The organism is Devosia indica, from assembly GCF_003056405.1.
Classification (GTDB): Bacteria; Pseudomonadota; Alphaproteobacteria; order Rhizobiales; family Devosiaceae; genus Devosia; species Devosia indica.
In genome coordinates, this window is the sequence record NZ_PYVZ01000010.1 from 34,899 (window position 1) to 58,357 (window position 23,459).

Annotated in this window: 22 protein-coding genes, 2 tRNA genes and 1 pseudogene; 16 read left to right on the plus strand and 9 right to left on the minus strand. The window is 62.1% G+C overall.

The window, feature by feature from the left end; genetic code table 11:
• Window positions 1-119: 119 nt before the first annotated feature.
• Window positions 120-1,100 (minus strand): hypothetical protein, encoded by a 981-nt coding sequence (locus tag DDE76_RS10980; RefSeq protein ID WP_104891732.1) that lies wholly within the window; start codon window positions 1,098-1,100, stop codon window positions 120-122.
• Between the two features lie 162 nt (window positions 1,101-1,262).
• Between DDE76_RS10980 and DDE76_RS10985 the strand changes: the two genes are divergently transcribed.
• Complete coding sequence (locus tag DDE76_RS10985; RefSeq protein ID WP_104891733.1) at window positions 1,263-2,354, plus strand: response regulator; 1,092 nt, start codon at window positions 1,263-1,265, stop codon at window positions 2,352-2,354.
• Between the two features lie 198 nt (window positions 2,355-2,552).
• Here DDE76_RS10985 and DDE76_RS10990 read toward each other — a convergent pair whose 3' ends face one another.
• Together DDE76_RS10990 and DDE76_RS19925 are read right to left on the minus strand one after the other, a co-directional pair.
• Window positions 2,553-4,061: a DUF5060 domain-containing protein gene (locus DDE76_RS10990; RefSeq protein WP_104891734.1), complete on the minus strand. Its 1,509-nt coding sequence runs from the start codon at window positions 4,059-4,061 to the stop codon at window positions 2,553-2,555.
• A gap of 173 nt (window positions 4,062-4,234) precedes the next feature.
• Entirely contained in the window at window positions 4,235-4,384 is a 150-nt protein-coding gene (locus DDE76_RS19925; protein WP_245891885.1) for a hypothetical protein, read from the minus strand.
• On the opposite strand from DDE76_RS19925, the gene DDE76_RS10995 reads away from it, so the two are divergent.
• From DDE76_RS10995 to DDE76_RS11010, 4 genes and pseudogenes are all read left to right on the plus strand, one after another.
• Window positions 4,371-4,922, plus strand: a complete 552-nt coding sequence (locus DDE76_RS10995; RefSeq protein WP_245891886.1) for a transketolase — start codon at window positions 4,371-4,373, stop codon at window positions 4,920-4,922. The genes DDE76_RS19925 and DDE76_RS10995 overlap by 14 nt on opposite strands.
• Window positions 4,922-5,880, plus strand: a pseudogene (locus tag DDE76_RS11000) (transketolase family protein). Before DDE76_RS10995 ends, DDE76_RS11000 begins: the two are co-directional and overlap by 1 nt.
• Entirely contained in the window at window positions 5,877-6,197 is a 321-nt protein-coding gene (locus DDE76_RS11005; protein WP_104891736.1) for an FGGY family carbohydrate kinase, read from the plus strand. The pseudogene DDE76_RS11000 and the gene DDE76_RS11005 overlap by 4 nt, the downstream one beginning before the upstream one ends.
• A gap of 174 nt (window positions 6,198-6,371) precedes the next feature.
• A complete protein-coding gene (locus DDE76_RS11010) occupies window positions 6,372-7,595 on the plus strand; it encodes an MFS transporter (RefSeq protein ID WP_104891737.1) in 1,224 nt (407 codons plus the stop codon).
• Window positions 7,596-7,656: 61 nt separating this feature from the next.
• Here DDE76_RS11010 and DDE76_RS11015 read toward each other — a convergent pair.
• A tRNA-Gln gene (locus DDE76_RS11015) sits at window positions 7,657-7,731 on the minus strand.
• Window positions 7,732-7,903: 172 nt separating this feature from the next.
• Between DDE76_RS11015 and DDE76_RS11020 the strand changes: the two genes are divergently transcribed.
• Window positions 7,904-7,980, plus strand: a tRNA-Pro gene (locus tag DDE76_RS11020).
• Window positions 7,981-8,045: 65 nt separating this feature from the next.
• On the opposite strand, the gene DDE76_RS11025 is transcribed toward DDE76_RS11020, so the two are convergent.
• Window positions 8,046-9,077, minus strand: a complete 1,032-nt coding sequence (locus DDE76_RS11025; RefSeq protein WP_104891738.1) for a LacI family DNA-binding transcriptional regulator — start codon at window positions 9,075-9,077, stop codon at window positions 8,046-8,048.
• A 240-nt stretch (window positions 9,078-9,317) separates the two neighbouring features.
• On the opposite strand from DDE76_RS11025, the gene DDE76_RS11030 reads away from it, so the two are divergent.
• The 5 genes from DDE76_RS11030 (at window position 9,318) to DDE76_RS11050 (ending at window position 15,915) form a co-directional block, all read left to right on the plus strand.
• Entirely contained in the window at window positions 9,318-11,636 is a 2,319-nt protein-coding gene (locus DDE76_RS11030) for an alpha-L-rhamnosidase (RefSeq protein ID WP_104891739.1), read from the plus strand.
• A gap of 57 nt (window positions 11,637-11,693) precedes the next feature.
• The gene (locus DDE76_RS11035) at window positions 11,694-12,989 is read left to right on the plus strand and encodes an ABC transporter substrate-binding protein (RefSeq protein ID WP_104891740.1); all 1,296 of its coding nucleotides are present in this window, start codon (window positions 11,694-11,696) and stop codon (window positions 12,987-12,989) included.
• Window positions 12,990-13,065: 76 nt separating this feature from the next.
• Complete coding sequence (locus DDE76_RS11040) at window positions 13,066-13,974, plus strand: carbohydrate ABC transporter permease (RefSeq protein WP_104891741.1); 909 nt, start codon at window positions 13,066-13,068, stop codon at window positions 13,972-13,974.
• Window positions 13,971-14,798, plus strand: coding sequence for a carbohydrate ABC transporter permease (locus DDE76_RS11045; RefSeq protein WP_104891742.1), 828 nt, complete (start codon window positions 13,971-13,973; stop codon window positions 14,796-14,798). The genes DDE76_RS11040 and DDE76_RS11045 overlap by 4 nt, the downstream gene beginning before the upstream one ends.
• A 34-nt stretch (window positions 14,799-14,832) precedes the next feature.
• Window positions 14,833-15,915: an ABC transporter ATP-binding protein gene (locus tag DDE76_RS11050; RefSeq protein ID WP_104891743.1), complete on the plus strand. Its 1,083-nt coding sequence runs from the start codon at window positions 14,833-14,835 to the stop codon at window positions 15,913-15,915.
• A gap of 73 nt (window positions 15,916-15,988) precedes the next feature.
• Here the strand turns inward: DDE76_RS11050 and DDE76_RS11055 are convergent, their stop codons facing one another.
• Window positions 15,989-16,603 carry a biotin transporter BioY gene (locus DDE76_RS11055; RefSeq protein ID WP_104891744.1) on the minus strand — a complete coding sequence of 205 codons (615 nt, stop codon included), beginning with the start codon at window positions 16,601-16,603 and terminating at the stop codon, window positions 15,989-15,991.
• Between the two features lie 91 nt (window positions 16,604-16,694).
• On the opposite strand from DDE76_RS11055, the gene DDE76_RS11060 reads away from it, so the two are divergent.
• Window positions 16,695-17,618 (plus strand): MBL fold metallo-hydrolase, encoded by a 924-nt coding sequence (locus DDE76_RS11060; protein WP_104891745.1) that lies wholly within the window; start codon window positions 16,695-16,697, stop codon window positions 17,616-17,618.
• On the opposite strand, the gene aroC is transcribed toward DDE76_RS11060, so the two are convergent.
• Both aroC and DDE76_RS11070 read right to left on the minus strand, forming a co-directional pair.
• A complete protein-coding gene (gene aroC / locus DDE76_RS11065; RefSeq protein WP_104891746.1) occupies window positions 17,615-18,730 on the minus strand; it encodes a chorismate synthase in 1,116 nt (371 codons plus the stop codon). The genes DDE76_RS11060 and aroC overlap by 4 nt on opposite strands.
• Window positions 18,731-18,778: 48 nt before the next feature.
• Window positions 18,779-19,420 carry a histidine phosphatase family protein gene (locus DDE76_RS11070; protein ID WP_104891747.1) on the minus strand — a complete coding sequence of 214 codons (642 nt, stop codon included), beginning with the start codon at window positions 19,418-19,420 and terminating at the stop codon, window positions 18,779-18,781.
• A 124-nt stretch (window positions 19,421-19,544) separates the two neighbouring features.
• Between DDE76_RS11070 and DDE76_RS11075 the strand changes: the two genes are divergently transcribed.
• The gene (locus DDE76_RS11075; protein ID WP_104891748.1) at window positions 19,545-20,963 is read left to right on the plus strand and encodes an FAD-binding oxidoreductase; all 1,419 of its coding nucleotides are present in this window, start codon (window positions 19,545-19,547) and stop codon (window positions 20,961-20,963) included.
• Window positions 20,964-21,023: 60 nt separating this feature from the next.
• Complete coding sequence (locus DDE76_RS11080) at window positions 21,024-21,587, plus strand: hemerythrin domain-containing protein (protein ID WP_157955759.1); 564 nt, start codon at window positions 21,024-21,026, stop codon at window positions 21,585-21,587.
• 59 nt (window positions 21,588-21,646) lie between these two features.
• Here DDE76_RS11080 and DDE76_RS11085 read toward each other — a convergent pair whose 3' ends face one another.
• On the minus strand, window positions 21,647-22,396 hold the full coding sequence (locus DDE76_RS11085; protein WP_104891750.1) for an SOS response-associated peptidase: 750 nt from the start codon (window positions 22,394-22,396) through the stop codon (window positions 21,647-21,649).
• A 74-nt stretch (window positions 22,397-22,470) separates the two neighbouring features.
• On the opposite strand from DDE76_RS11085, the gene DDE76_RS11090 reads away from it, so the two are divergent.
• Together DDE76_RS11090 and DDE76_RS11095 are read left to right on the plus strand one after the other, a co-directional pair.
• The gene (locus DDE76_RS11090) at window positions 22,471-22,872 is read left to right on the plus strand and encodes an NUDIX hydrolase (protein ID WP_104891751.1); all 402 of its coding nucleotides are present in this window, start codon (window positions 22,471-22,473) and stop codon (window positions 22,870-22,872) included.
• A gap of 180 nt (window positions 22,873-23,052) precedes the next feature.
• On the plus strand, window positions 23,053-23,394 hold the full coding sequence (locus tag DDE76_RS11095; RefSeq protein ID WP_157955760.1) for a TIGR02301 family protein: 342 nt from the start codon (window positions 23,053-23,055) through the stop codon (window positions 23,392-23,394).
• Window positions 23,395-23,459 lie beyond the last annotated feature (65 nt).

Below are 23,459 nucleotides of genomic sequence, written 5' to 3' on the forward strand. Positions count from 1 at the left end.
GCGCCATTGGGCCGCCCCCCGGTTTCCGGACTGAACTTATGTCAGGAAACCAGACACGGGCGCGTCTGTCCACGCAAGGGGCTCTCCGGGCACAGTTTTGCGCGCCGATGCGATCTGGATCAGCCCGGCGCGGCGGCCGTATCCGTTGCCCGAGGCGGCTGGTAGTTCTGTGCCTTTTCCTTGAGCGTCCTGAACTTGCCCGAGAGGTTGTCGAGCTTGGCTTCCCATGCCGGATCAGGGACCTGGCCTTCGATGGTCCGGAAATAAACCTGCATCATGCAGGTGATCGCGAATGGCTCAAGCAGCGCGGCCTTGACTGCCCAGGCAAACAGCAGCGCGAAAATCAGACCGCCCGCCGACCAGGCGCCGGGAATGAGATAGACCGCGAGCGCCGCTGGCGCCAGCATGACCAGAAAGACCAGAAAGGACAGCCCATAGACAATCAGGGCCAGCCATGCGGCATTCTTGAGCATGGGCTTGTAGTTTTGGGCATACAGGATCAGCCCGGTCTGCGCGGACGCCCAGGCATTGGTGGATCCGGTACGAATGGCGTAGGCCAGGATGACCTCATCGATGAAACCGACCGCAATTCTGAGAAATGCCTGCAACACCGAGACCATCTGCTGGGCACCGGGGATCGGCAGGATGCTCACAATGCCGCGGACCAGCCCGGTGATGGCACGCAGCACGCCCTTGATGAGCTGATCTACACCGAAAAGGACGCTCGCCTGGGCGAAGCGCTGTGAAACCTCTTGCCGCGCATAGGCAATCTGCGACCGGCCCTCGGGCATCTGCTCGCCGTCCAGAAGCTTTATCAGCACGGCGATGTGGCCCGCCTTGACGACATAGAGAATATATTCGCGCAGCAGATACATGACCGCAGCGGTGAGGCCGAAGCCGATAAGGCCACCCCAGAAGGTCGTGCTGGCCCTGAACCCCTCATCGCCAAAACCACCGACGCCCCAGCCAATACCGGCCCCGGTACCCGTTACCAGAACATAGGCCACCGCCACGCCGAAATAGATCGCAATGCGGAGCAGCACGAATGGCAGCGTCTTGAGCATAAGTCCAAGGGCGCGACCGACCGAAAAATCCCACATGGGCGACAACTCCGCTTCAAGTTTGATCCAACCTCCACCCTATTGTGACCAATTGGGATCGTCCCCGTCCGTTTGCAGGGGGGAGGAAAGCTTGGATATGGCTTAATACTGGTGTGAACTGATCCTGGGCATTGGCCGGCGCCAGCGGGGAGGCAATCGCAATTGAATGAAGCTTGGGACCGGACAAAAAGAACCATTCTGTGCATCGAGGACGAGACCCACCTTCGGCGAGACCTTGTCGAGGAGCTGGCGGCGGCGGGATACGCAGTGCAAGAGGCGGCCGACGGACGAGAGGCCCTGAGACAGCTCGACACCAAGCGCCCTGATCTCATCCTGTGCGATATTTCGATGCCGCACATTGATGGATTTACCTTTCTGGATACGGTTCGCACCAAACGCCCCGATCTGGCCGATGTGCCTCTGGTGTTTCTGACCGCGCTCGATGAACGCCAGGCGGTCATTGCCGGAAAGCTCGCAGGGGCGGACGACTATCTGGTCAAACCGATCGACTATGATCTACTGCTCGCCACGATAAAGGCCCGTCTTGGGCAGGTGGAGCGGATGGATGAAAAGGCCGCGCGCCATATCGCAGACCTGCGCAGGGCCCTGGGTGGCCCGGAAGCAAAGTTGCGCCCGGGGATTGAACGCATTCTCGACATGCTGGCTTTCGGTGTGGTTGTCGCGTCGCGGTCGGGGATCACCTTCGCAAATCAGGCGGCCATGGAGATGGCGGATGCCGGCTGCGGCCTGGTTTCTGGCCGAACGCTGCGCGCCGGCTCAAGCGTGCTCAATAGCGAGTTGAAAGCCCTGATCGAGAGCGCATGTGCTGCCGCAGCGGACGGAGAGGATTTTGTCGCGAGCCACAGTGTCTCGAGACCATCAAGCGCGCAGGACCTCCTCTTGACGGTCTGTTCCCTGCCCGAACCACAGGTATCCGTGTCGTCCGAGAAGCTGGCCGTCGTGTTCATCTCAGACCCCACGCGCCGGCCGGACGTCTCCAATGCGGTGTTGTCCGATCTGTTTGGCCTGACGCCGACCGAGGCAGAAGTTGCCCGTGCCCTGGCCGGTGGACGCCGGACCGACGAAATCGCCAGGGACCTGGCGATTTCAGCAACCACGGTGGCATTTCATCTGCGGAACCTGTTTGGCAAGACAGGGACCCATCGGCAGGCCGATCTGGTTGCGCTGATCCTGACTGGTCTTGCTTCAATCAGTCCGGCACAGACAGCATTCAACCGAACGGGCTCTTCATAGCGGCGGCACGCGAAGCTGGCTGCAATGGTGGCGGGAGGCGCCAATCAGACCTGGCCACGACGACTAAGAAGCTGGGCGAGCACTCCAGATTCCTCTTCCGGTGCCACGACCAGAGGGCCGCGGGGGCCATCCCGGGCGGACGATTCTGCAGGACATTCCGACTGGGGTGGCCAAGCGTCGTTGGAAGAGCCGGCATGGTCAGGACCGCCTCGATCGGATGCGAATGGCGAGGTTGGGCTTGGTCTGCAATTTGACGGCAAAGGCGGCATCGGGTTCGCGTGGCAGGCTGACGGCGCCATGCCGCACCGGATGGTTCTCCGGCGCTGGAACTCTCTCCGCCGGCGTGATGCTCATCTCCCAGGTGTCGATGATGTCCACGTCATAGTCACCGGGTTCTTTGGGCAGGCCATAGGCCCAGATTTCCGGCTGGTGTTCGCCCAGATAGATGATGGTGGTGTTTCCATCGCGCGCGGCCGAGACGCGGCCGGCGAAACGCATGCCGGTCTCGATGGGCTCGAAGCCATTGCGCGCATCCTGTTCCAAAACGTCCCGCAGGAACCCGATGCGCTGCCAGGCCTGGCCATGCAGCTCGCCGCCCTTGGCCCACCAAAGCAGGTCTTCAGGATGCCGGTAGGTTTCGCCGTGCCCGGCATAACCGCCACGTAGGGTCGTGGTCCAAAAGCGGTGCACCAGCTCCTGGGCGGAAATATTGCCCCAGGCCTCGGTGATATTGCCCTCATATTCCGGCTCGTCATTGACCACGGGCTTGCCATAGGCGGCGCGCCACTCCAGCGTGCGCTTCACATCCCAATGCTGAATGCAGACATGGCTGACCCAGGCCTTGCGGTGATCGTAACTGGCCTTCGGATCGCCATTGTGGATCGAGCGCAGATGCCCGTAAGGGTCGTTCTCCTCGATGATGTGGAAATAGCGATCCCATTGCGGCATCGGCTTGGTGTCGAGCAGGAAGTCGTATTCGTTGGCCAGCGACCACCAGACATTATGATAGGCGGCGAGACGCGCGGTCAGATAAGCGAAGTAGCGATAGTCTTGTTCCGCGCTCATGCCGGAATAGCCCCAGCGGTCATAGGGGTGCAGCATGATGATATCGGCCTGGATGCCCATATCACTCAAGGCTTTCACCTGGGTTTCGAAGTGGCGGAAGCTCTCGGGATTGGGCCGGTCGAAATCGAGGTTGCCGTCGGCGCTGCGCTGATAGACGTCGTGCAGCGGCGCGTTGACATTGTACGGGTAGTCCTTGGGAAAGACGCCCATTCGAACCTTGTTGAAGCGGGTTTTTCCAAGGGTCTGCAGGGTCTTGTTCTGCCCGGCAAGGGGCTGATGGGTCCAGGCGTAGCAGGTGGTGCCGAAGCTGAGAAATGGTGTGCCGTCGGCATGAGCGAAGTGATAGCGGTTAGCCACCTGCACTGGGCCGTGATTGTCCGGGCGTGGCGCCGTCACTGTCAGGCCACCGGTCTGTCCATTGAGAGCTGAGATGTTCGAGCGCGTCTCAAATGTCCATTCGCCCGGATTGTCCGGCATGAAGCGGACTTTGTAGGTCCCTTCCCCGTCGTAGAAGCCGGGCACCCGCACCTTGCGACCGTGCTGGGCAAAGTTGGCTTCCAGTTCGACCTCAACGAAGGGGTTGCCGTCGGACGGCCCCAAAAAGCTGGCTTCGAACATGTCCCATTGTGCAATCGTGGTCATGTCGACTTTCCTCCAGTTTATCTGTTGCCAGAATGCCTGGCGGACGGCACGTCCCGCGGACTCTGCGCCCCATGTTGTCGCTTATTTTCGATTTATCGTGATTTTTCAAACATTGTTCGCGCACATCCCCGCTCCAGACGGCGCGCTTGAACCACCATCTGTTTGCAAGACCGTCAGCGCGCGATGATCACTTCGACGCCGCGGCGCTCGAACTCGGCTTGATCGGCATCAGTGATGCCATCATCGGTGATCAGCGTGTGGACCATTTCCACGCCGCCAAGGACAGAGAAGGACACGCGGCCGATCTTGGTGGAATCGGCCAACAAGGAGCCGTTCAGCCTGCTGAACGGCCATCCGAACCGCAATTATCTGCCCGGCGTCGAGACCAATACCGGCCCGCTGGGTCATGGCCTGCCTGTTGCCACTGGGATTGCGATTGCCGGCCAGATCGACAAGGCCGATTTCCGCACCTTTGTGCTGACCGGCGACGGCGAATTGCAAGAAGGCAGCAATTGGGAAGCGGCGCTGACCGCCGGGCACCGCAGATTGGAAAACCTGACCCTGATCGTCGACCGCAATCGGCTGCAGCAAGGCGCCGGTACGGAAGAAACCGCCTCGCTCGATCCACTGGACGACAAATGGCGTGCCTTTGGCTGGCATGTCGAAATGGTCGATGGCCACAATTGCCAGCAATTGCTTGACGTGCTCTCAGCCAGCCCGAAGGGTCGGGGCAAACCGCTCTGCGTGATTGCCAATACCGTCAAAGGCAAAGGTGTCAGCTTCATGCAGGACAATGTCTCCTGGCATCATGGCGTGCCAACTCAGGCACAATTCGAGCAAGCCATGGCGGAACTGGCCTGATGAACGCTGCTACACCAAAGAATGACGGCTATTTCGATTGCCGCGACAGCTTCGCGGCAACGATCGAGGCGCTCGCGGAGGCCGATCCGCGCATCGTGACCGTGGTCAGCGACAGCGTCGGCTCGTCGAAACTGGGCGGGTTTCGCTCCAAGTTTCCTGATCGCATGATCAATGTGGGGATCGCCGAGCAGACTCTGGTGACGGTCGGCGCGGGCCTCGCCAATGGCGGCAAGGTGCCCTTTGTTTCGGCCGCGTCCTGCTTTATCACCGGCCGGGCGCTTGAACAGGTGAAGGCCGACATCGCCTATTCCAATGTCAACGTTAAGCTGATCGGCCAGTCGAGCGGGGTTGCCTATGGCGAGCTCGGCCCGACGCATCATTCGATCGAGGATCTCGCCTGGCTGCGCCTGTTCAACAATCTCAAGGTCATCGTGCCGGCTGACCCCTGGCAGACGGCCGAAGCGATCAAGGCTGCTGCCGCGTATGACGGACCGGTCTTCGTGCGCGTCAGCCGCATGGCCGTGCCGGCGCTTGAACGCCCCAAAGGGGCGACATTCGAAATGGGCAGGGCCGAAACGCTGGTGGATGGCGCCGATGCGACCATTATCGCCAATGGCACCATGGTGCATCGGGCGGTTGCAGCGGCAAGATCGCTTACCGATGAAGGCATTGCGGCCCGTGTCGTCAACATGGCCACCGTCAACCCACCGGACGAGGCGGCTATTGCCTCTGCGACGGATACCGGGGCCATTGTCACGGTGGAGGAGCATTCCGTACGCGGCGGCCTGGGCGGCGCGATTGCCGAAGTGGTCGCGACCACCAATCCTGTGCCGATGCGCATTCTGGGGTTTCCCGCTTTGTGCCAACGGGTTCGGCCAAATGGCTGTTTGACCACTATGACCTCAACGCCGCCGGCATTGCCGACGCTGTGCGCCAGACTATCGCGCGCAAGACATGACGGACGCGCTGATCCTTGCCATTGACCAGAGCACCACCAACGCCAAGGCGTTGTTGGTCGATGCGACGGGTCATATGCGGCATCAGGCGTCTGCGCCCAACATCGTCACCTATCCCCAGCCCGGCTGGGCCGAGCAATCGGCAATGGCGTTGTTCGATGGCGTGAAGCAGGTGATAGCCGAAGTGGTGGCCAAGGCCGATGGCGCGGCGATTGCCGGGATCGGCATTTCCAACCAGCGCGAGTCCGTACTGGTCTGGGATGCGGCGACCGGGGCACCCATTGGCGCCGGCATGGAACGGGTTGCCGCGGCGGAGTAGTGCCTTTCCGCGCTGTTGCATGAGCACGGAGGCGCTAGCCCCACAGGGTTCAGGATCAGTCAACGCTTCCCGATTGGAGGCAGCGCGGCCCCACTCGGTTCCGTGAAAATCGGGTCGCGCGACGATTGCAGAAAGACTAGGTGCGACCGAACCTTCTCGGAGCAAGGTAGTCCCATGAAATCCCACTCTCGTTTTGCCCGCCTCGGCTGGTCCACCCTGGCGGCCCAGGTAGCAGAGCAGCTTGCCCTCGCGGCCGCGCCGATTGTAGCGGTGCTTGCGCTTGCGGCCGGAGCAGCGGAGACAGCTCTGCTTCAGGCGGCTCAGACGCTGCCCTTCATGCTGTTCGCAATCCCTATCGGACTGGTGATCGACCGCGCTCCGAAACGGACAGTTATGGCGCTGGGCGAAATACTGCGTGCGACTGCCCTACTCTGCCTTGTGGCCCTGCTGATTTCTGGTCACCTCAACCTGGTGATGCTTGCAGGTCTGGGCTTTCTGGGAGCAGTGGGCACTGTGTGCTTTACCGTAGCTGCGCCGGCGCTGTTGCCGCTGATCGTGGGGCCAAACGAGTTGACGAGCGCCAATCGCTGGTTGGAGCTCGCGCGCAGCGGCGCCTTTGTTGCAGGGCCCGCCTTGGGCGGAGCGCTGGTGGGGCAACTCGGAGCGTCGCCGGCCTATCTGTTGGCCTTCGCTCTATCTGCCGTGTCCGTTGCACTGCTTCTAACCATCAAGGAGCCGGCGGCAGAACCAACCCCATCACGTCCGGTTCTCGCTGACCTTGGCGAAGGGGTCTCCTTTGTTGTCAGGCATCCATTGCTTCGACCGATCTGCCTGACGGCAGTATTTTTCAACCTGAGCTGGTTTGTCATGCACGGTGTCTTCGTCGCTTATGTGATCAGCGATCTCGCCATGAGTGCCAGCGCCGTCGGGCTTGTTCTGGGGACATATGGTGCGGGTCTGGTTGTCGGTGCGGCACTCACGCCGATCCTTGGCCGGGTCTTTTCCACCGGCGTGCTCATTCTCATTGGCCCGGCCTGTGGAGCCTTGGGGTCGATGTTGGTTCTTTCCACCCTTTGGTTTCCCCAGCCTATGCTCGTCGTCATGGCCTATTTCCTGATGGGTGCCGGGCCAATGGTCTGGTCGATCACCACCATGACTTTGCGGCAGGCAGTTACCCCGCAATCAATGCTGGGGAGGGTATCTGCGGTGATTGTAACCGCAACCACTGGGGCAGCACCTGTCGGCGCAGTGGTGGGTGCAGGAGTGGCATCGACCCTGGGGGTCGGCGCGTGTCTGGTGTTGGCAAGTGCCGGGTTTCTGGTGCAGTTGGCGATCATCGCAACCTCCCCGGCGCGACGACTGCAACATCAGCCCGTGGTAATTCTGACTGTGACCTGAACGCAAACTGACATTCGAGCCGCGCGACACCAAAAGGCGTATCGGTATCGAGGCAGATTTCTGGCTGGGGCGCCAGGATTCGAACCTGGGAATGCCGGTACCAAAAACCGGTGCCTTACCACTTGGCGACGCCCCAACTTGGAGCCGGTTCCTACACGGTTCGGCCGCGCCGTGCAACACGATCTGCACCACGTGTAAAAGGTTGTGACAAGCGCTTGAACACGGAAAAGACCACAGCTATAAAGCCGCCACATCGCGGCAGGGGCGTCCCATTCGGCCCAAGCCTTCCCGACATGCCGCGAGTCTGACGGAGTATAGCGCAGCCTGGTAGCGCACCTGCTTCGGGAGCAGGGGGTCGCAAGTTCGAATCTTGCTACTCCGACCAATCAACCCCGGCGTCTTCGGACGTCGGGGTTTTTCATCGGGCGGACAGCTCTGCGGCCCTTGGGATCAGCCTTCCTTGCGGCTGGTGCTGCGGCGGGCGACGAGCCGCGGCGGCACCACGAAATGCTCGACCTCGGTGCGGCCATTGATCCGCTCGATCACCAACCGTGTCGCCTGCAGGCCGAGCAGTTCGCCGGACTGGTCGATGCTGGTCAGGCTATTCTGGGCGAAGTCGCAATACATGGTGTTGTCATAGCCCACGATACCGACGTCCTGGGGCACGCGCAGGCCCAGTTCGGTGGCTACACTGATCACCTCAAGGGCGATGAAGTCGGTCCAGCAGAAGATGGCGTCGGGACGCTTGGGACCCTGCAGCAGCCGGCGCGTTGCAAACTGAACGTCGCGCATGATCTGCGGGGAGTGGGCGATATTGATGGCGCCGCCCAGACCGGCCTCGATCATGCCCCGGCGATAGCCCATCTCGCGTTCCGAGAGAATGGACGATGGCTCGCCCTGCAGGCTCAGCATGGCAATGTCGCGGTAGCCTGCCGCGACCAGATGGCGGACGACCAGCAGGGCGCCCTGCTGGTCATTGTTGTTGACCGTGTCAAAGGCTTCTGCTGACGGGTCGTGGTGGCCAATGGTGACCAGGGGCTTTTTGGCGGCAATGGTATTCAGGCTCTCCCGGGTTTCGGTGGAGCCGATCAGGATGATGCCATCCATCTGCCGGTCGATCATGGAATCGACCACGCCGGTTTCAAGCTTTGCCGTGGACGAACTGATCCCCATCATCACCTGATATTGGGTCCGCTCCAGCGCATTGTTCACGCCGGTCATGATGTCGGCGAAGAACGGATTGCGCAGATCGGGCAGCACGAGGCCCAGCGTATAGGTCTGGCCGCGCATGCCGCGCGCCGAGGCCAGGGGGCGATAGCCCAGTTTGTCCATCGAGGCCCGCACTTTGGCGCGGAGCGCGTCTGAGACGCCATAGGCATCGCGCAGCACCTTGGAGACAGCCGCAACCGAGACCCCGGCATCCTCCGCGACTTCACGGATTGTTACCCGGCCGTTTCGCCGCCCCTCCCCCGCCTGCGCCATCCGGCTCTCCCAAGATCCTGTTATTCCAACCGATTTTGTACCGGACCGGCGTCCCTTATACGCGCTGATCCACAGTCGAGAAAGCCTATTGCCAAACGATGAAAAACGTAGAACGATACACGTAGAACATTCTACAAGATCGCTACAGGCGACTTTATCGGCGAGGAGGCCAGCGTGACCGACGCAGCAGCAGTTCACACCCAGGGTGCAGCAAAAGCCCTGCACAATTGGACCGCGCGGATGATCCATCCGCTCGCCGATACTGGTGTGGGAACCCCGGCCAGCTTTGTCGCCAAGTCCTTCACGCTGGACCGCGTCGGTGGATCTGAAGTGCTGACCATCAGCGCCCTGGGCCTGTATCGCGCCTTCATCAATGGCAAGCGCGTCGGCAATGACCTGCTGACGCCGGGCTGGACCAGCTATGATGCGCGTCTGAGCTATCAGACCTATGCTGTCGGCGACCTGCTGGTGCCGGGCGAGAACCGGATCGAAATCTGGCTGGCCGATGGCTGGCTGCGCTCGCAGATGATGTGGGGCAAGCATCCCATCTTCAACACCTGGGGCGACAAGATTGCGGCTATTGCCGAGCTGCACGCCGCGCCGGGCGCCGGAGAGCCGCTGCTGGTTACCGATGCCGGCTGGGAAAGTGGCGAACTGCCCGTTCGCAAGTCGGGCATCTATTTCGGCGAAGTGTTTGATGCGCGGATTGCCCCGAAGGTTTCAGCGGGCACCGAAGCGCTGGCGTTCGACACTGCGGTGCTGGTGCCGCATGAAACGACACCGGTGCGCGAGCTCGAGCCCCTGGCCGTTGCCAGGAACTGGACCGACGCCGAAGGCCGCACGGTCTATGACTTCGCCCAGAATGCCGGCGGCAATGTTGCCATTACGGTCAAGGGTGCCGCTGGAGCGAAGATCACGATCGAGCACGCCGAAGTGCTCGACCAGGACGGCAATTTCTACAATGGCAATTACCGCACGGCCGAAGCGCGCATTGAATATGTGCTGGCGGGGACGGGAGATGAACATTACCGCCCCTATTTCACCTTCCAGGGCTACCGCTATGTCCGTGTGACCATTGAGGGCGAGGCAACGCTGATCGATATCGTGTCGGTGCCGATCAGCTCGGTGACCGCGGTGAAGTCCGGCTTCACCTCCGGCAATGCGCTGGTGAACCGGCTGTTTCTCAACACCCTCTGGAGCCAGCGCGCCAATTTCATCGAGGTGCCGACCGATTGCCCACAGCGTGACGAACGCCTGGGCTGGACCGGCGATGCGCAGGTCTTCGCCGGAACCGCCGCTTATCTGGGCGAGGTGCAGGGGTTCTTCCACAAATGGGTGCGCGACCTGATGGTCGACCAGCGCGAAGACGGCGCAGTGCCCCATGTCTGTCCCGATCCCACCCGGCTCGACCCCACCAATTATCCCGGCTTCTACGGTTCGACCGGTTGGGGCGACGCCATCTGGATGGTGCCCTGGCAGCTCTACCTGCACTATGGCGATACGGCTTTTCTCGAAGAAGTGCTGCCCGCGATGGTCAAGTGGGTCGACTTCGTCTGGTCGATCAGCGATGGCCCGATCGTGTCGCCGCCGCGCGAATGGGGGGCTCGCGGCTTCTCGTTCGGCGACTGGCTGCAGCCAAAGGGTCCCAGCGCCAAGCCGCTGCCGACCATGGGCGACGATGCCGCCGCCACCGTCTATCTCCATATTGCGGCCAAGGCCGTGAGCGATATTGCCGGGATCGTGGGCAAGACCGACATTGCCGATCGCATGGCCGGGATGGCCGACCAGGTGAAGGCGGCGTTCGCCAATGAATTCGTGACGCCGTCGGGGCGCCTGGCCTATGACGACCAGACCTCCTATGCGCTGGCGATCGTCCACGACCTGATCCCGGTCGACAAGCTCGAGGCCGCCAAGGGCTATTTCAAGAACACCATAGAGCGGGCAGAGCGCCGCATCGGGACCGGCTTTATCGGCACCCCTGCCCTGTTGCCTGCGCTGATCAAGATCGGCGAATGGGGTCTGGCCAGTGAGGTCTTCCTGCAGGAAGAGGTTCCGGGCTGGCTCTATCAGGTCAAGATGGGCGCCACGACCATCTGGGAACGCTGGGATGCAATCCAGCCCGATGGCAGCATCTACAATCCGCAGATGAACTCCTACAACCACTATGCCTATGGCGCCGTCTGCCAATGGCTTCTGGAAGGGGTAGCCGGGTTCCGCCCGGACGAGACGGATCCCGGCTTCAAGACAGTGGTTTTCGAGCCGGTCATTCTACCCGAGCTCGCACCGGTCAAGGCGCATCACGACAGCCCGGCCGGACTGATCCGCGCCGAATGGACCATCGAAGGCGAGGCTGTGCGCTACGAAATCGAGGTGCCCGCCGGCAGCAAGGGCGTCTTGCGCCTGGCAGAGCAGTATCGCGATGCGACGCTGGATGGCGCGGCCATTGCGGCCGGGACCGAGACCGCGTTGGACGCGGGAACCCACGTCGTCACCTTCAACTATACCGCACCCCGGCGCGAGGAGCGTCAGAGGTCGCTGGTGAACGCGAACACGCCCTGAACGGCGCGTAACTTTCTTAGGACCGGTCCGCAATAGCGGCCAAATGGGAGGAAGACCATGACCAAGACCAAGACCAAACTCATTGCCCTGATGGGTGCCAGCACGCTGGGGATGCTGATGACGGCCAGTGCCGTCCAGGCACAGCAGTCCGGCTATCTGTCGATCCTTGTCGACAATGGCCCGCAGTCCATTGCCACCATGGAAGCCTGGGCCGAGGCCTACAAGGCCATGAACCCGGATGTCACCATCGACATCGAAGTGCGTCCGGGCGGCGGGGAAGGCGACAACATCGTCAAGACGCGCCTGGCCACCGGCGCCATGGCGGACGTGTTCTCGTATAATTCGGGTTCGCTGTTCCAGGCGATCAACCCGACCCAGAACCTGCTGCCGCTGACCAATGAGGCGTTCCAGGACGGCGTTCAGGACAGCTTCAAGAGCGTGGTTTCCGCTGGCGGCGAAGTCTATGGCGCCCCGTTCGCTCCGGCCATGGGCGGCGGCATCTTCTACAACAAGCCGATCTATGAGGAGCTTGGCCTCGAAATTCCCACCACCTGGGACGAATTCATGGCCAATAATGAAGCGATCAAGGAAGCCGGCAAGGTCGCCGTGATCCAGACCTATGCCGACACCTGGACCAGCCAGCTCTTCGTGCTGTCCGACTTCTACAATGTTCTGGCCGAAGAGCCCGACTTTGCCGAGAAGTTCACCGCCAATGAAGCCAAGTTCGCCGCCACCCCTGCGGCACTGCGCGGCTTTGAAAAGCTGCAGGAAGTGGCCGAGGCCGGCTATTTCAACGCCGATTTCGGTGCGGCCACCTATGCCGATGGCGTGCGCATGATCGCCATGGGCGAAGGCGCACACTATCCCATGTTGACCTTTGCCGTCGGCGCGATCGCCGAGACCGCCCCGGACTATCTCGATGACGTGGGCTTCTTCGCACAGCCGGGCGACAGCGCCGAGAACAATGGCCTGACCACCTGGATGCCGGACTCGGTCTATGTGGCTGCCAATACGGCGAGCCCGGACCTGGCCAAGGACTTCGTGGCGTTTATCGCAAGCCCCGAAGGCTGTGACATCCGCAACGAAGCCGTTGGCGCGACAGGCCCTTACATGGTTGCTGGTTGTGAACTGCCGGCCGACGTGCCGCCCTCCGTCTCTGACATGCTGCCCTACTTCCAGGAAGGTGGCCAGAACGCCCCGGCGCTCGAATTCCTCTCGCCGGTCAAGGGTCCTGCGCTCGAGCAGATCCTGGTCGAGGTGGGCACCGGCAGCCGTGATGCGGCCAGCGCCGCAGCCCTCTATGATGAGGACGTGCGCAAGCAGGCTCAGCAGCTTGGCCTTGAAGGCTGGTAAAAGCCAATAGTCCCTGTGATCCGGGGTGCTGATATCAGCATCCCGGATCACTTTCAGTGTTGAAGGAGGGGGAGACATGAGCGCTTCCACCATGGCTGGTACACCCAACCGGGCCGAAACGCGGGCCATCAAGCGCTCGCCTTATCCGGGATGGTTCTTCACCCCCGCCGCCATCATCTATTCGGTGCTGTTCCTGGTGCCGACCTTTGCCTCGCTCTATTTCAGCCTGACGCGCTGGACGCTGTTCGACTCCGAATTCATTGGCCTGGAGAACTTCGCCCAGTTCCTGCGCGAACCCTTCCTGATCAAGGGCCTGGTCAACACCGTGATCTATGCCGCAGTGACATCCGGCCTCAAGGTCGTGGTCGGCCTGCTGCTGGCCGTGATGCTGACCAGCCAGATCGTCGGGCGTGGCTATCTGCGCTCGGTTATCTTCTTTCCCGTGCTGGTCTCCACGGTTGGCGTCGGCATCACCTTCACCGTCCTGATGCATCCTACCCAGGGCATGATCAACGAGACACTGGCGCTGTTCGGCATTGCCGGGCCAGGCTGGCTGACCGATCCGAACCTGGCGCTCTATTCAGTTGCGCTGGTGGATGTGTGGAAGGGCGTGGGCCTGGCCACCGTGATCTATATCGCGGGCCTGGTCGCCATTCCGCAGGACTATTACGAGGCCGCGCGCATTGACGGTGCCACGCCCTGGCAGAATTTCTGGTACGTCACCCTGCCGCTCTGCCGGCCGGCCACCTCGACCGTCATCACGCTGAGCTTCATTGGTGGCCTCAGAACATTCGATCTGATCTGGGCCATGACCAAGGGCGGTCCCGGCTTTGCCTCCGATACCATCGCCTCGGTGATCTACAAGCAGTACCAGGCCGGGTTCTATGGCCTGTCGACCGCGGGCAATGTGGTGTTGTTCATCCTCATCGCCCTGCTGGTCGTGCCGCTGACCATGTTCCTCAATCGCAAGCAGGGTCACGAATGAAAAAGCGCACTTCGATCCTGGGCGGCGCGGCCGCCATCGCCGCCACCTTTGTGGTGTTCGTCATTCCGTTCATCTTCATCATACTGATGGCCTTCAAGGACCGGCAGCAATCGGCCCTGCGGGACTTTTCCTGGCCCACCGGCTTCCATTTCTGGGAGAACGTGGTCGAGGTGGTCAAAACCCGCAACTGGATGATGATCACCGCCTTCATCAATTCGAGCATCATCACAGTGGTCAGCGTGACCCTTCTGGTGATCTTTGCGGCCATGGTTGGTTACGTCCTGGCGCGTCGCAAGACACGCTGGAATGGGCTGATCGAATTCCTGGTCCTGGCCGGCCTGATGGTGCCGCCCGCCGTGGTGCCGACGATCTGGCTGCTGCAGGGGCTGAAGCTGTTCGGGACGCTGCATGGCATGATCCTGATCGAAGTGGCCTACAACCTGCCCTTCTCGATCATTCTCTATCGCGCTTTCGTCGCCACCATTCCGCGCGATCTCGATGAGGCCGCCATAATCGACGGAGCGCGGCCGCTGGATGTGTTCTTCCGCGTGGTGCTGCCGCTGCTCTGGCCGGTCACCGTCACCAATATCGTGGTGCAATCAGTCGGCATCTTCAACGACTTCACCAACCCGCTCTACTATCTGCCGGGCAATGCCAACGCGACCGTGCAATTGACGCTCTACAATTTCCAGAGCCAGTTCAGCACGGCCTATAATCTGCTGTTCACCAATATCCTGCTCATCACCATTCCGCCGCTGCTGGTCTTCATGTTCTTCAACCGGCAGATCGTGGCCGGCATGACGGCCGGCGCCGTGAAGGGGTAAGGGCACATGACGACACACTGCAAGGAGACCGACCATGGCCGGGCTTGAACTGAAACAGCTCCGCAAGAGCTATGGCAAAGTCGAGGTCATCAAGGGCGTTGACCTTTCCATCGAGCATGGCGAGTTCGTGGTTTTCGTCGGCCCGTCGGGCTGCGGCAAGTCCACATTGTTGCGCATGATCGCGGGCCTTGAGGACATCACGGGCGGCGAGCTGGTGATCGGCGACAAGGTCGTCAACGCGGTCGAGCCGCGCGACCGTGGCATCGCCATGGTGTTCCAGTCCTATGCGCTCTATCCGCACATGACGGTCTATGACAATGTCGGCTTCGGGCTGAAGCTGGCGCGGACGCCCAAGGCCGTGCGTGACCAGAAAATCCGCGACGCGGCGCGCATCCTGCAAATGGAACATCTGCTCGATCGCAAGCCCAGCCAGCTTTCGGGCGGGCAGCGCCAGCGCGTTGCCATTGGCCGCGCCATTGTGCGCCAGCCCGAAGTGTTCCTGTTCGACGAGCCGCTCTCGAACCTGGATGCCGCGCTGCGCGTCGATATGCGCATGGAAATCTCCAAGCTGCACAATGATCTGGATGCCACCATGATCTATGTGACGCACGACCAGGTCGAGGCCATGACGCTGGCTGACAAGATCGTGGTGCTCGATGGCGGCGTCGTGCAGCAGGTCGGCAGCCCGATCGAGCTTTACAAGCACCCGGCCAATCTATTCGTTGCCGGCTTTATCGGCTCGCCCAAGATGAATTTCGTTGCGGTGAATGCCGACAAGGTTTCGGGCGATACGGTCAATGTGAGCGGACCCGATGTGGTCGGCGTGCCCGTCGCCCTGCCCGCGGGCAAGGTTCGCCCTGGTGACAAGCTGACGCTTGGCGTGCGCCCGCACGATCTGGTGGTTGCCACCTCGGGCGCGATTGTCGGCCGGGTCGGGTTGGTCGAGCGCCTGGGCAATGAAACCATCGTCAATCTCGAACTGCCCTCGGGCGCCTCATGGCTCGCCGTGCTCGATGGCGACCAGGCCCTCAAGCGTGGCGAAAGCCTGGCGCTCGATGTGGATCCGGCGAAAGCCCTGCTGTTCGATGCCAATGGCCTCGCCGTGGCGGCGGCCTGAAGCAACCAATACAGAACGCAAAAAGGGCCGGTCTTTCGACCGGCCCTTTTTGTTGCCTATGCGGCGTCCGCGCTTAGCGCTTGGCGCCGAAGAAGCTCCACAGGCCGGTCACAGTCAGGGCCGCGAAGGCCATCTTGAGGGTGTCCCAGACCAGGAAAGGCTGAACGGCCTTGGCGAAGGCAGAGGCGACAACATTGGTCTGGTCGACCCAGGCCGCCTGACCGGCCATGGTGACGAGCCAGGCAAAGCCGAAGGCATACAGCACGGCGGTCGCCACCAGCATGGCGCCGAACAGGGCAAAGGGACGGTTCGAAGCGCCGCGGTCGGCGGCATAGCCGATGATTGCCGCCTGCGCGAGGAAGCCGATCAGGAAGCCGCCGGTGGGGCCAACGAGGTAAGCCATGCCGCCGCCGGTGGCGAAGACGGGCAGGCCCATGGCCCCTTCAATGAGGTATGCGGCAACGGTCGCAACACCAATGCGCATGCCGAAAGCAGCGGCGAGCGCGGCGATGGCAAAGCTCTGCAGGGTCACCGGAACCGGCCAGACCGGAACATTGACCTTGGCAGCAGCGGCAATGAGCATGGTGCCGATGAGGACGATAGCGGCATTGGTTGCCAGCTTGGCGACGTTGCCCTTGGGCTGGAATGCACCGAGCAGCGTGTTGGGCGTGGTCAAAGTCACAGCCATTTCATACCTTCCGTAATTGATAGGGACCAACCCCCTCCCGGGTGGTCGGGTCCGGACCACAGTCTATTACGGTTTCGTTACACGGCACGCAATGGCCCCCACCACTCCAGAACTACACTTCGACACCCAATTCGATGCCCAAACGGGTCGACCCGTTGCCGTCGTGGAGGGCATTGTCCGGGTGACCGCGCCAAATGCGTCGCCATTCACATTCACCGGCACGAACAGTTTTCTTGTGGGACATCATCAACTTGCGCTGATCGATCCAGGCCCCATCGACCATGCGCATGAGGCTGCCCTGCTCAGGGCCATTGGCGGACGTCTGGTTACGGCCATCATGCTCACGCATACCCATCGCGACCACAGCGCATCGGCAAAAATGCTGGCGCAGAAGCTGGGCGCGCCGCTCTGGTTTGGCGGACGGCACCGGCTGTCACGTCCCTTGCGCCGATTCGAAATCAACCCGATCCGAAAATCTTGTGACTGGGACCTGGCGCCGGACCGGACCCTGGTAGATGGCGAGATAATTCCGGCGGGCGATATGACCCTAAGTGTTCACACAACGCCGGGGCACTGCGCCAACCACCTGGCCTTCGGGGTGGCGGACAGCGACCTGCTGTTCTCCGGCGACCATGTGATGGGGTGGAACTCCACTCTGGTCTCGGTGCCGGATGGCTCGATGGCAGATTACTTCGCCTCGCTCGACAAGCTCATCGCCCTGCCCTACCGCCGCTACCTGCCCGCGCATGGCGGCGCAATCTCAGATGGCCCGGCGCATGCGGCCGCCCTCAAGGCGCATCGGGAGATGCGCAACCAGCAGGTGCTCGACGCCGTGAGCAGAGGCGCACGAAGCATTGGCGCGGTGGTCGCCGCGATCTATCCCACCCAGCCGGCCAAAGTACGCCTTGCAGCGCGCATGACCATGACGGCGCATGTGGAATATCTGGAGGGGTTGGGAGCGCTTAGGGTAAGGCGGGGGATTTTCGGGACGCGGCTGGACCTGTCGAGGGCCTAGTTCCGTTGAAAACCAACTCCACCCTCGCGACCCGTCTGCCCTCTATGGCGCAGCATGTGGTCGGCCAGGACCAGCGCCATCATGGCTTCGCCAACCGGCACGGCGCGGATGCCCACGCAGGGGTCGTGGCGGCCCTTGGTGACGATATCGACATCCTCATTGGCGGTAGTCACCGTCTGGCGCGGGGTGAGGATAGACGAAGTCGGCTTGACCGCGAAGCGGCAGACGACCGGGTCGCCATTGGAGACGCCGCCCAATATGCCGCCGGCATGGTTGGAGAGGAAATAGGGCCGGTCTTCGCCCGCCCGCATCTGGTCGGCATTCTCGACGCCGGTGAGGCCAGCCGCCTCGAAGCCAGCGCCGATTTCGACGGCCTTGACGGCATTGATGCTCATCATCGCCGAGGCCAGGTCAGCGCTCAGCTTGCCATAGATCGGGGCACCCCAGCCGGCCGGAACACCTTCGGCAACCACCTCGATGACGGCACCAGCGGAATTGCCATCCTTGCGCAGACCATCGAGATAATCGGCCCAGAGCTCGGCGGCCCTGGCGTCGGGGCAGAAGAAAGGGTTCTGCCCCACCTGCTCCCAATCGAAATTGGCGTAGTCGATCTTGTGCGGGCCCATCTGCACGAGGCTGGCACGAATTGTCACGCCAGCGAGCATCTGGCGCGCCACGGCACCGGCCGCAACGCGCGCTGCCGTCTCGCGGGCCGAGGTACGGCCACCGCCGCGATAGTCGCGAATGCCATATTTCTGGTCATAGGTGTAGTCGGCATGGCCAGGACGGTATTTGTCGCGGATCTCCGAATAATCCTTGGAGCGCTGATCGGTGTTCTCGATCATCAGCGAGATCGGTGTGCCGGTGGTGCGCGGGCCGTCGGTGCGCTCGTCCTCGAAAACGCCGGAAAGGATCTTCACCTCGTCGGCTTCGCGACGCTGCGTGGTGAATTTGGACTGTCCGGGCTTGCGCCGATCAAGATCGCGCTGGATCATCTCGGGGGTGAGGGCAATGCCCGGGGGGCAGCCGTCGACAACGACGCCCAGCGCCGGCCCGTGGCTTTCGCCCCAGGTGGTGAAACGGAAAAGATGTCCGAACGTGTTGAAAGACATGGCGCGGCCCCGTGGTTGCGAGCGTTCTAGGCAGGCCGGAGCGTCAGGTCAATCGACGGGCTCGTCCCAGGTGTTTTCGGCGGCGTGCAAGGTCATCCGCCCACCGGCGAAATGGGCAATCACCCCCTGCGGCGGCGGCCAGTTGAGCACATCGCCGCGCGGCGTGCCTTCAACCAGATGCCGGACCACGCGCAGCACACCACCATGGGCTACAACCACCGCGTGATGGGTCAGCTCATGAGCGAAATCGAGCAGGCGGGCGGCGACATCATCATAGTTTTCGCCATTTTCGGGGCGGAAGCGCCAATAGCTCTCGTCGCGTTCGCCAGGTGCGAGGGCCGAATATTCGCGGGCGATCTCGGCATGCAGGCGGCCCTCAAAATTGCCGAAGGAAATCTCGATCAGCCGCTTGTCGTGGATCACGGGCGGCAGCTCGATATCGAAGGCGGCGCGCATGCGGTCCATGGTTTCTGCAGCGCGGCTCAGCGGCGAGGCAAACCAGTTGAGGGAGGCAGGATCCACACCGTCGCGTTCCAACAAATCCCGCAGCAGCACGCCATTGGCATCGGCCTGCAACTGGCCGGTGCGGTTGAGCGGAATATCGCGGCTGCCCTGATAGCGCTGTTCACGGTTCCAGTCGGTTTCGCCGTGGCGCGCGAAGTAGAAGTCTGGCCAGGAAGGGGCAGTCATGGACACTTCCGCGCCGACCGGCACGGCCTTTGTTCATCTGGAGTCTATGGCTTGCTTGTGGCACACCCTAGGCTGGCCAAGCAAGCGCAACGCCTTCATAGCTCATCTGTTTTGGAGTTCTGCCATGTCCCTCACCGCCAGCGAAATGCGCGATACCCTGACCGGAATTGTGGGAAGCGATGGGATCGTGACCGACACCGAAAAGATGGGAGCCTGGCTCAACGAGCCGCGAAAACGCTTTCACCAGACCGCCACGGCAGTGGTGACGCCCCCCAGTGTCGAGGCCGTACAAAAGGTGATGGCCTGGGCCAACCAGAACCGTGTCGGGATCATCCCGCAGGGCGGCAATACCGGGCTGGTCGGTGCACAGGTGCCGCTTTCGGGCCAGGAGGTGGTCCTGAGTCTGCACAGGCTCGACCGCATCCGCTCCATTGATGCCACCGCCGGGGTGATGACCGCCGAGGCCGGGGTGATCCTTGAAAACGCGCACAAGGCGGCCGAGGCCGAGGGGGCGATGTTCCCGCTTTGGCTGGCGTCGCAGGGCTCGGCGCGGATTGGTGGCGTGCTCTCTTCCAATGCCGGGGGCGTCAATGTGCTGGCCTATGGCAATGCGCGCGAGCTGACCATGGGGGTGGAAGCGGTGCTGGCCGATGGGCGGCTCTATCAGGGCCTCAATGCGCTCAAGAAGGATAATACCGGCTACGATCTCAAGGACCTTCTGGTGGGCGCAGAGGGAACGCTTGGCATCATCACGGCGGCAAGCTTGAAAATTTACCCCCTGCCGGAGGACTATGAGACTGCCATCGTCAATGTGGCCTCGCCCGAAGCGGCGCTGGCGCTGTTTCAACTGATGCGCGGGCGCGTCGGGTCGCGCCTCAACGCCTTCGAACTGATCCCGTGGATTGGCCTCGACATCCAGCTTCGCCACGGCATGCTGGACAAGGACCCCACCGCGAGCGCCTCGCCCTGGTATGCGCTGATCGAATTGACCCGCATGGCCGGGACGGAACCGGGCGCCCTGCAAGCAGCGCTGGAGGCCGCTTTCGAGAAGACGCTGATCTCCGACGCGGTGATGGCAGAAGCGCTGGCCGACCGCACCCGCATGTGGGCCTTCCGCGAACAGATGAGCGAGTGCCAGAGCCGCGAGGGCGCGTCGATCAAGCACGACGTTTCGGTGCCCATTGCCGCCGTCCCGGCGCTGATTGCCGAAGGCTCGGAAGCGGCAGAAGAATTCGTCCCCGGCATTCGCCCCGTGCCCTTCGGGCATATGGGCGATGGCAATATTCACTTCAATTTCTCGATGCCGGTCGGTGCCGATCCCAAGGCGTTCATGGCGCAATATGACGAGGCCATGCATGAGATCATCTATGAGGTGGTGCTGAAACTGGGCGGCTCGGTCTCGGCCGAACATGGCATCGGGCAGCTTAAAACAGAGCTGCTGCAACAGGTTAAGGATCCGGTGGCGCTCGAAATGATGCGGGCGATCAAGACGGCGCTGGACCCGAGGGGGATTCTCAATCCGGGCAAGTTGCTGATCATGTGACCCAGTCACTTCCATGTGCGTTCTTGCGCCGTGGTGCCCCTGGACCCCATTTATGAACGCATGCTGCTCAAAGACATTCAATTTCTCGACGACGCTACGCGTCCCGCCATTCCCAAGCTCGAAGGCGTGACCGAAGCGCAGAAAGCGCCGGGCGAACATCTCAAGCAAATCCATGACCATCTGCGCGAGAACATGGTGGTGCTCGGCCGGTTGATCGAGCGCGCGTCGGAAGGCAAGGCGAGCGTTGAAGAGATCAAGTCCGAAACCGCGGACCTTGTGATGGTCTCGAATTATCGGCGCTTCGGCACGCTGTGCGGGCAATATTGCCAGTTCGTGCATGGCCATCATTCCATCGAAGACTATGCGATCTTCCCCGGCATTGCGGCGCAGGGGCCGGCGTTCAAGGCCATTGCCGACCGGCTGCAGGCCGAGCACGTGGTGGTGCATCAATTGCTCGAACGCCTGATCGATGCGCTGATCGCACTGGCCGATGCACCGGGGCCATCCAATTTCGAGGACGCGGTGACCGTGTTCCGGGCGCTGGAAAAAGTGCTGCTCAGCCACCTCCACTACGAGGAAGAATCCATCGGCGACGCGCTGGGCTATTTCGAGATCGGGGTCTAGGCCCCCTCATCCGCCCGTCGGGCGCCTTCTCCCACAAGGGGAGAAAGAAGGCTGGCGTCTCAGAAAAGGTCCATCTGCCCGCCGCCGCCGGCTGCCTTCTTGGGCTTGGGTTTTGCCTCCGCCGCTGCAGATTTTGTCAGGTCCACAGGCTCGATCAGGCCAGGATCATCGTCGCGGGCGGAATTGACCCGGGTCGAGACAGGGTGGAACTTCAACACCCCATCGTCCAGGGGCAGCGCCATTTGCGCGGCCTCGTGTGCGCGGACCTCGCGAACATTGAGCCATGCGTCCTGCTGGTCCTCACTCAGCATGATCGCGGGCATGCGATCGTGGATCACGGAGAGTTGCGGGTTGGCGGCGACGGTGATGGTGGCGACCGTATCGACCTCCTCGCCATTGGGACCCATCCAGACCGAATAGAGCCCGGCCAGTGCCATGGGCTGCCCGTCGGCGCGGGTGATGTAATAGGGCTGCTTTTTCTTGTCCGGGCCGGTGTGCCACTCGTAATAGCCGCTGGCCGGAACGAGGCAGCGGCCATGCTTGACCCGGTCGCGAAAGGCCGGCTTTTCGGCCATGCTTTCGGCGCGGGCATTGACCAGCAGCGGGAAGTCGCGTGGGTCCTTGACCCAATGGGGCACGAAGCCCCAGCGCGCCAGATGGGCCTCGCGCCGGGCTTCGGCTTCCCAGATGGCGACGATGGGCTGGGTCGGCGCGATATTGTAGCGCGGCACGGTGTCGACGCTGTTGAGCAGCTTGAACAGCTCTTCCATCATTTCGGGCGGCAGGGTCGAGGCATAGCGTCCGCACATGGCATGTCTCCTTTACCTGAGGAGAGGTAAGCTCCTGGCTCACGAATCGCAAACCGGCGGGGCCCGTTCCATCCATGACAGACCTTCCCAACGCCGCCAGCGTTGCCCTTGTCCGCGACGGCAAGGTGCTGATTATCAAGCGGGCCTATGCACCCTACCAGAACCTGTGGACCTTTCCCGGCGGCAGGATGGACCCGGGCGAAACCGTAGAGCAATGCGCCATTCGCGAAGTGCAGGAGGAACTGGGGATCACGATCCGCAATCCGCAGCTCGCCAAGGTGCAGGCGCTGGGCCGGGACGGCACCTATCGGCTGGCCGTGTTCGCAACGACGGACTTCTCCGGTGTGATCCGCCCGTCCGACGAGATCAGCGACCATAAATGGGCCGATCCGGGCATGCTGCCGGCATTGCGCACCACATCACGGCTCGATGAGGTGATCAGAGAATGCTTCAAGGTGTTGGGGCAAAGCTGGTAGGTTTCACGAATGGATCGACCAAACACAACACCGCACAGCCCAAGGGTCACCCCACCCTCATTCCCTCCCCATCGAGGGGAGGGAGGCGAAGGTGCTGGGCGCCAGTGTTCATCAACTCACTCCGCCCCATGGCGATGGAACAAGGGGGGGCTGGCTGGCCTGCGTGGACGGTTGTGTGGGATGGCCCTCGCTCTCCTGCTCGCCTCCCCCGCACAGGCCATCGACCCGCTCTATCAACGCCAGATGGAGCGGCTGACCGAGATCATGGGCAGCCTCTATTTTCTCGAACCGCTGTGCGAAACCGGCACAGAGGATTGGCGGCAGCAGGCGTCCGAGCTGATTGAACTGGATGAGCCGGACGATGACCGGCGGCAGCGCCTGGCCGGTGCGTTCAACACCGGATACACCGCTTTTTCCCGTCTGCATAAACATTGCACCCCCTCATCGCGCGAGGCGCTGACCCGGCTGCTGGACGAGGCGCAGAAACTGGCGCGGGACATCCATACGCGCTTTGCCGAATAGGCCGGCGGGCGGGTCCATGCAATTGCCTACCCGCTGTTAACCTTCGGCTTACTTCTGCCAAGAAG

Bases quoted from the DNA above. Each gene is read 5' to 3' on its own strand.
- DDE76_RS10980 (WP_104891732.1), bottom strand. From the start codon at position 1,100: ATGTGGGATTTTTCGGTCGGTCGCGCCCTTGGACTTATGCTCAAGACG.
- DDE76_RS10990 (WP_104891734.1), bottom strand. From the start codon at position 4,061: ATGACCACGATTGCACAATGGGACATGTTCGAAGCCAGCTTTTTGGGG.
- DDE76_RS11005 (WP_104891736.1), top strand. From the start codon at position 5,877: ATGACGGACGCGCTGATCCTTGCCATTGACCAGAGCACCACCAACGCC.
- DDE76_RS11010 (WP_104891737.1), top strand. From the start codon at position 6,372: ATGAAATCCCACTCTCGTTTTGCCCGCCTCGGCTGGTCCACCCTGGCG.
- DDE76_RS11025 (WP_104891738.1), bottom strand. From the start codon at position 9,077: ATGGCGCAGGCGGGGGAGGGGCGGCGAAACGGCCGGGTAACAATCCGT.
- DDE76_RS11030 (WP_104891739.1), top strand. From the start codon at position 9,318: ATGATCCATCCGCTCGCCGATACTGGTGTGGGAACCCCGGCCAGCTTT.
- DDE76_RS11035 (WP_104891740.1), top strand. From the start codon at position 11,694: ATGACCAAGACCAAGACCAAACTCATTGCCCTGATGGGTGCCAGCACG.
- DDE76_RS11040 (WP_104891741.1), top strand. From the start codon at position 13,066: ATGAGCGCTTCCACCATGGCTGGTACACCCAACCGGGCCGAAACGCGG.
- DDE76_RS11045 (WP_104891742.1), top strand. From the start codon at position 13,971: ATGAAAAAGCGCACTTCGATCCTGGGCGGCGCGGCCGCCATCGCCGCC.
- DDE76_RS11050 (WP_104891743.1), top strand. From the start codon at position 14,833: ATGGCCGGGCTTGAACTGAAACAGCTCCGCAAGAGCTATGGCAAAGTC.
- DDE76_RS11055 (WP_104891744.1), bottom strand. From the start codon at position 16,603: ATGGCTGTGACTTTGACCACGCCCAACACGCTGCTCGGTGCATTCCAG.
- DDE76_RS11060 (WP_104891745.1), top strand. From the start codon at position 16,695: ATGGCCCCCACCACTCCAGAACTACACTTCGACACCCAATTCGATGCC.
- aroC (WP_104891746.1), bottom strand. From the start codon at position 18,730: ATGTCTTTCAACACGTTCGGACATCTTTTCCGTTTCACCACCTGGGGC.
- DDE76_RS11070 (WP_104891747.1), bottom strand. From the start codon at position 19,420: ATGACTGCCCCTTCCTGGCCAGACTTCTACTTCGCGCGCCACGGCGAA.
- DDE76_RS11075 (WP_104891748.1), top strand. From the start codon at position 19,545: ATGTCCCTCACCGCCAGCGAAATGCGCGATACCCTGACCGGAATTGTG.
- DDE76_RS11080 (WP_157955759.1), top strand. From the start codon at position 21,024: ATGCTGCTCAAAGACATTCAATTTCTCGACGACGCTACGCGTCCCGCC.
- DDE76_RS11085 (WP_104891750.1), bottom strand. From the start codon at position 22,396: ATGTGCGGACGCTATGCCTCGACCCTGCCGCCCGAAATGATGGAAGAG.
- DDE76_RS11090 (WP_104891751.1), top strand. From the start codon at position 22,471: ATGACAGACCTTCCCAACGCCGCCAGCGTTGCCCTTGTCCGCGACGGC.
- DDE76_RS11095 (WP_157955760.1), top strand. From the start codon at position 23,053: ATGGCCCTCGCTCTCCTGCTCGCCTCCCCCGCACAGGCCATCGACCCG.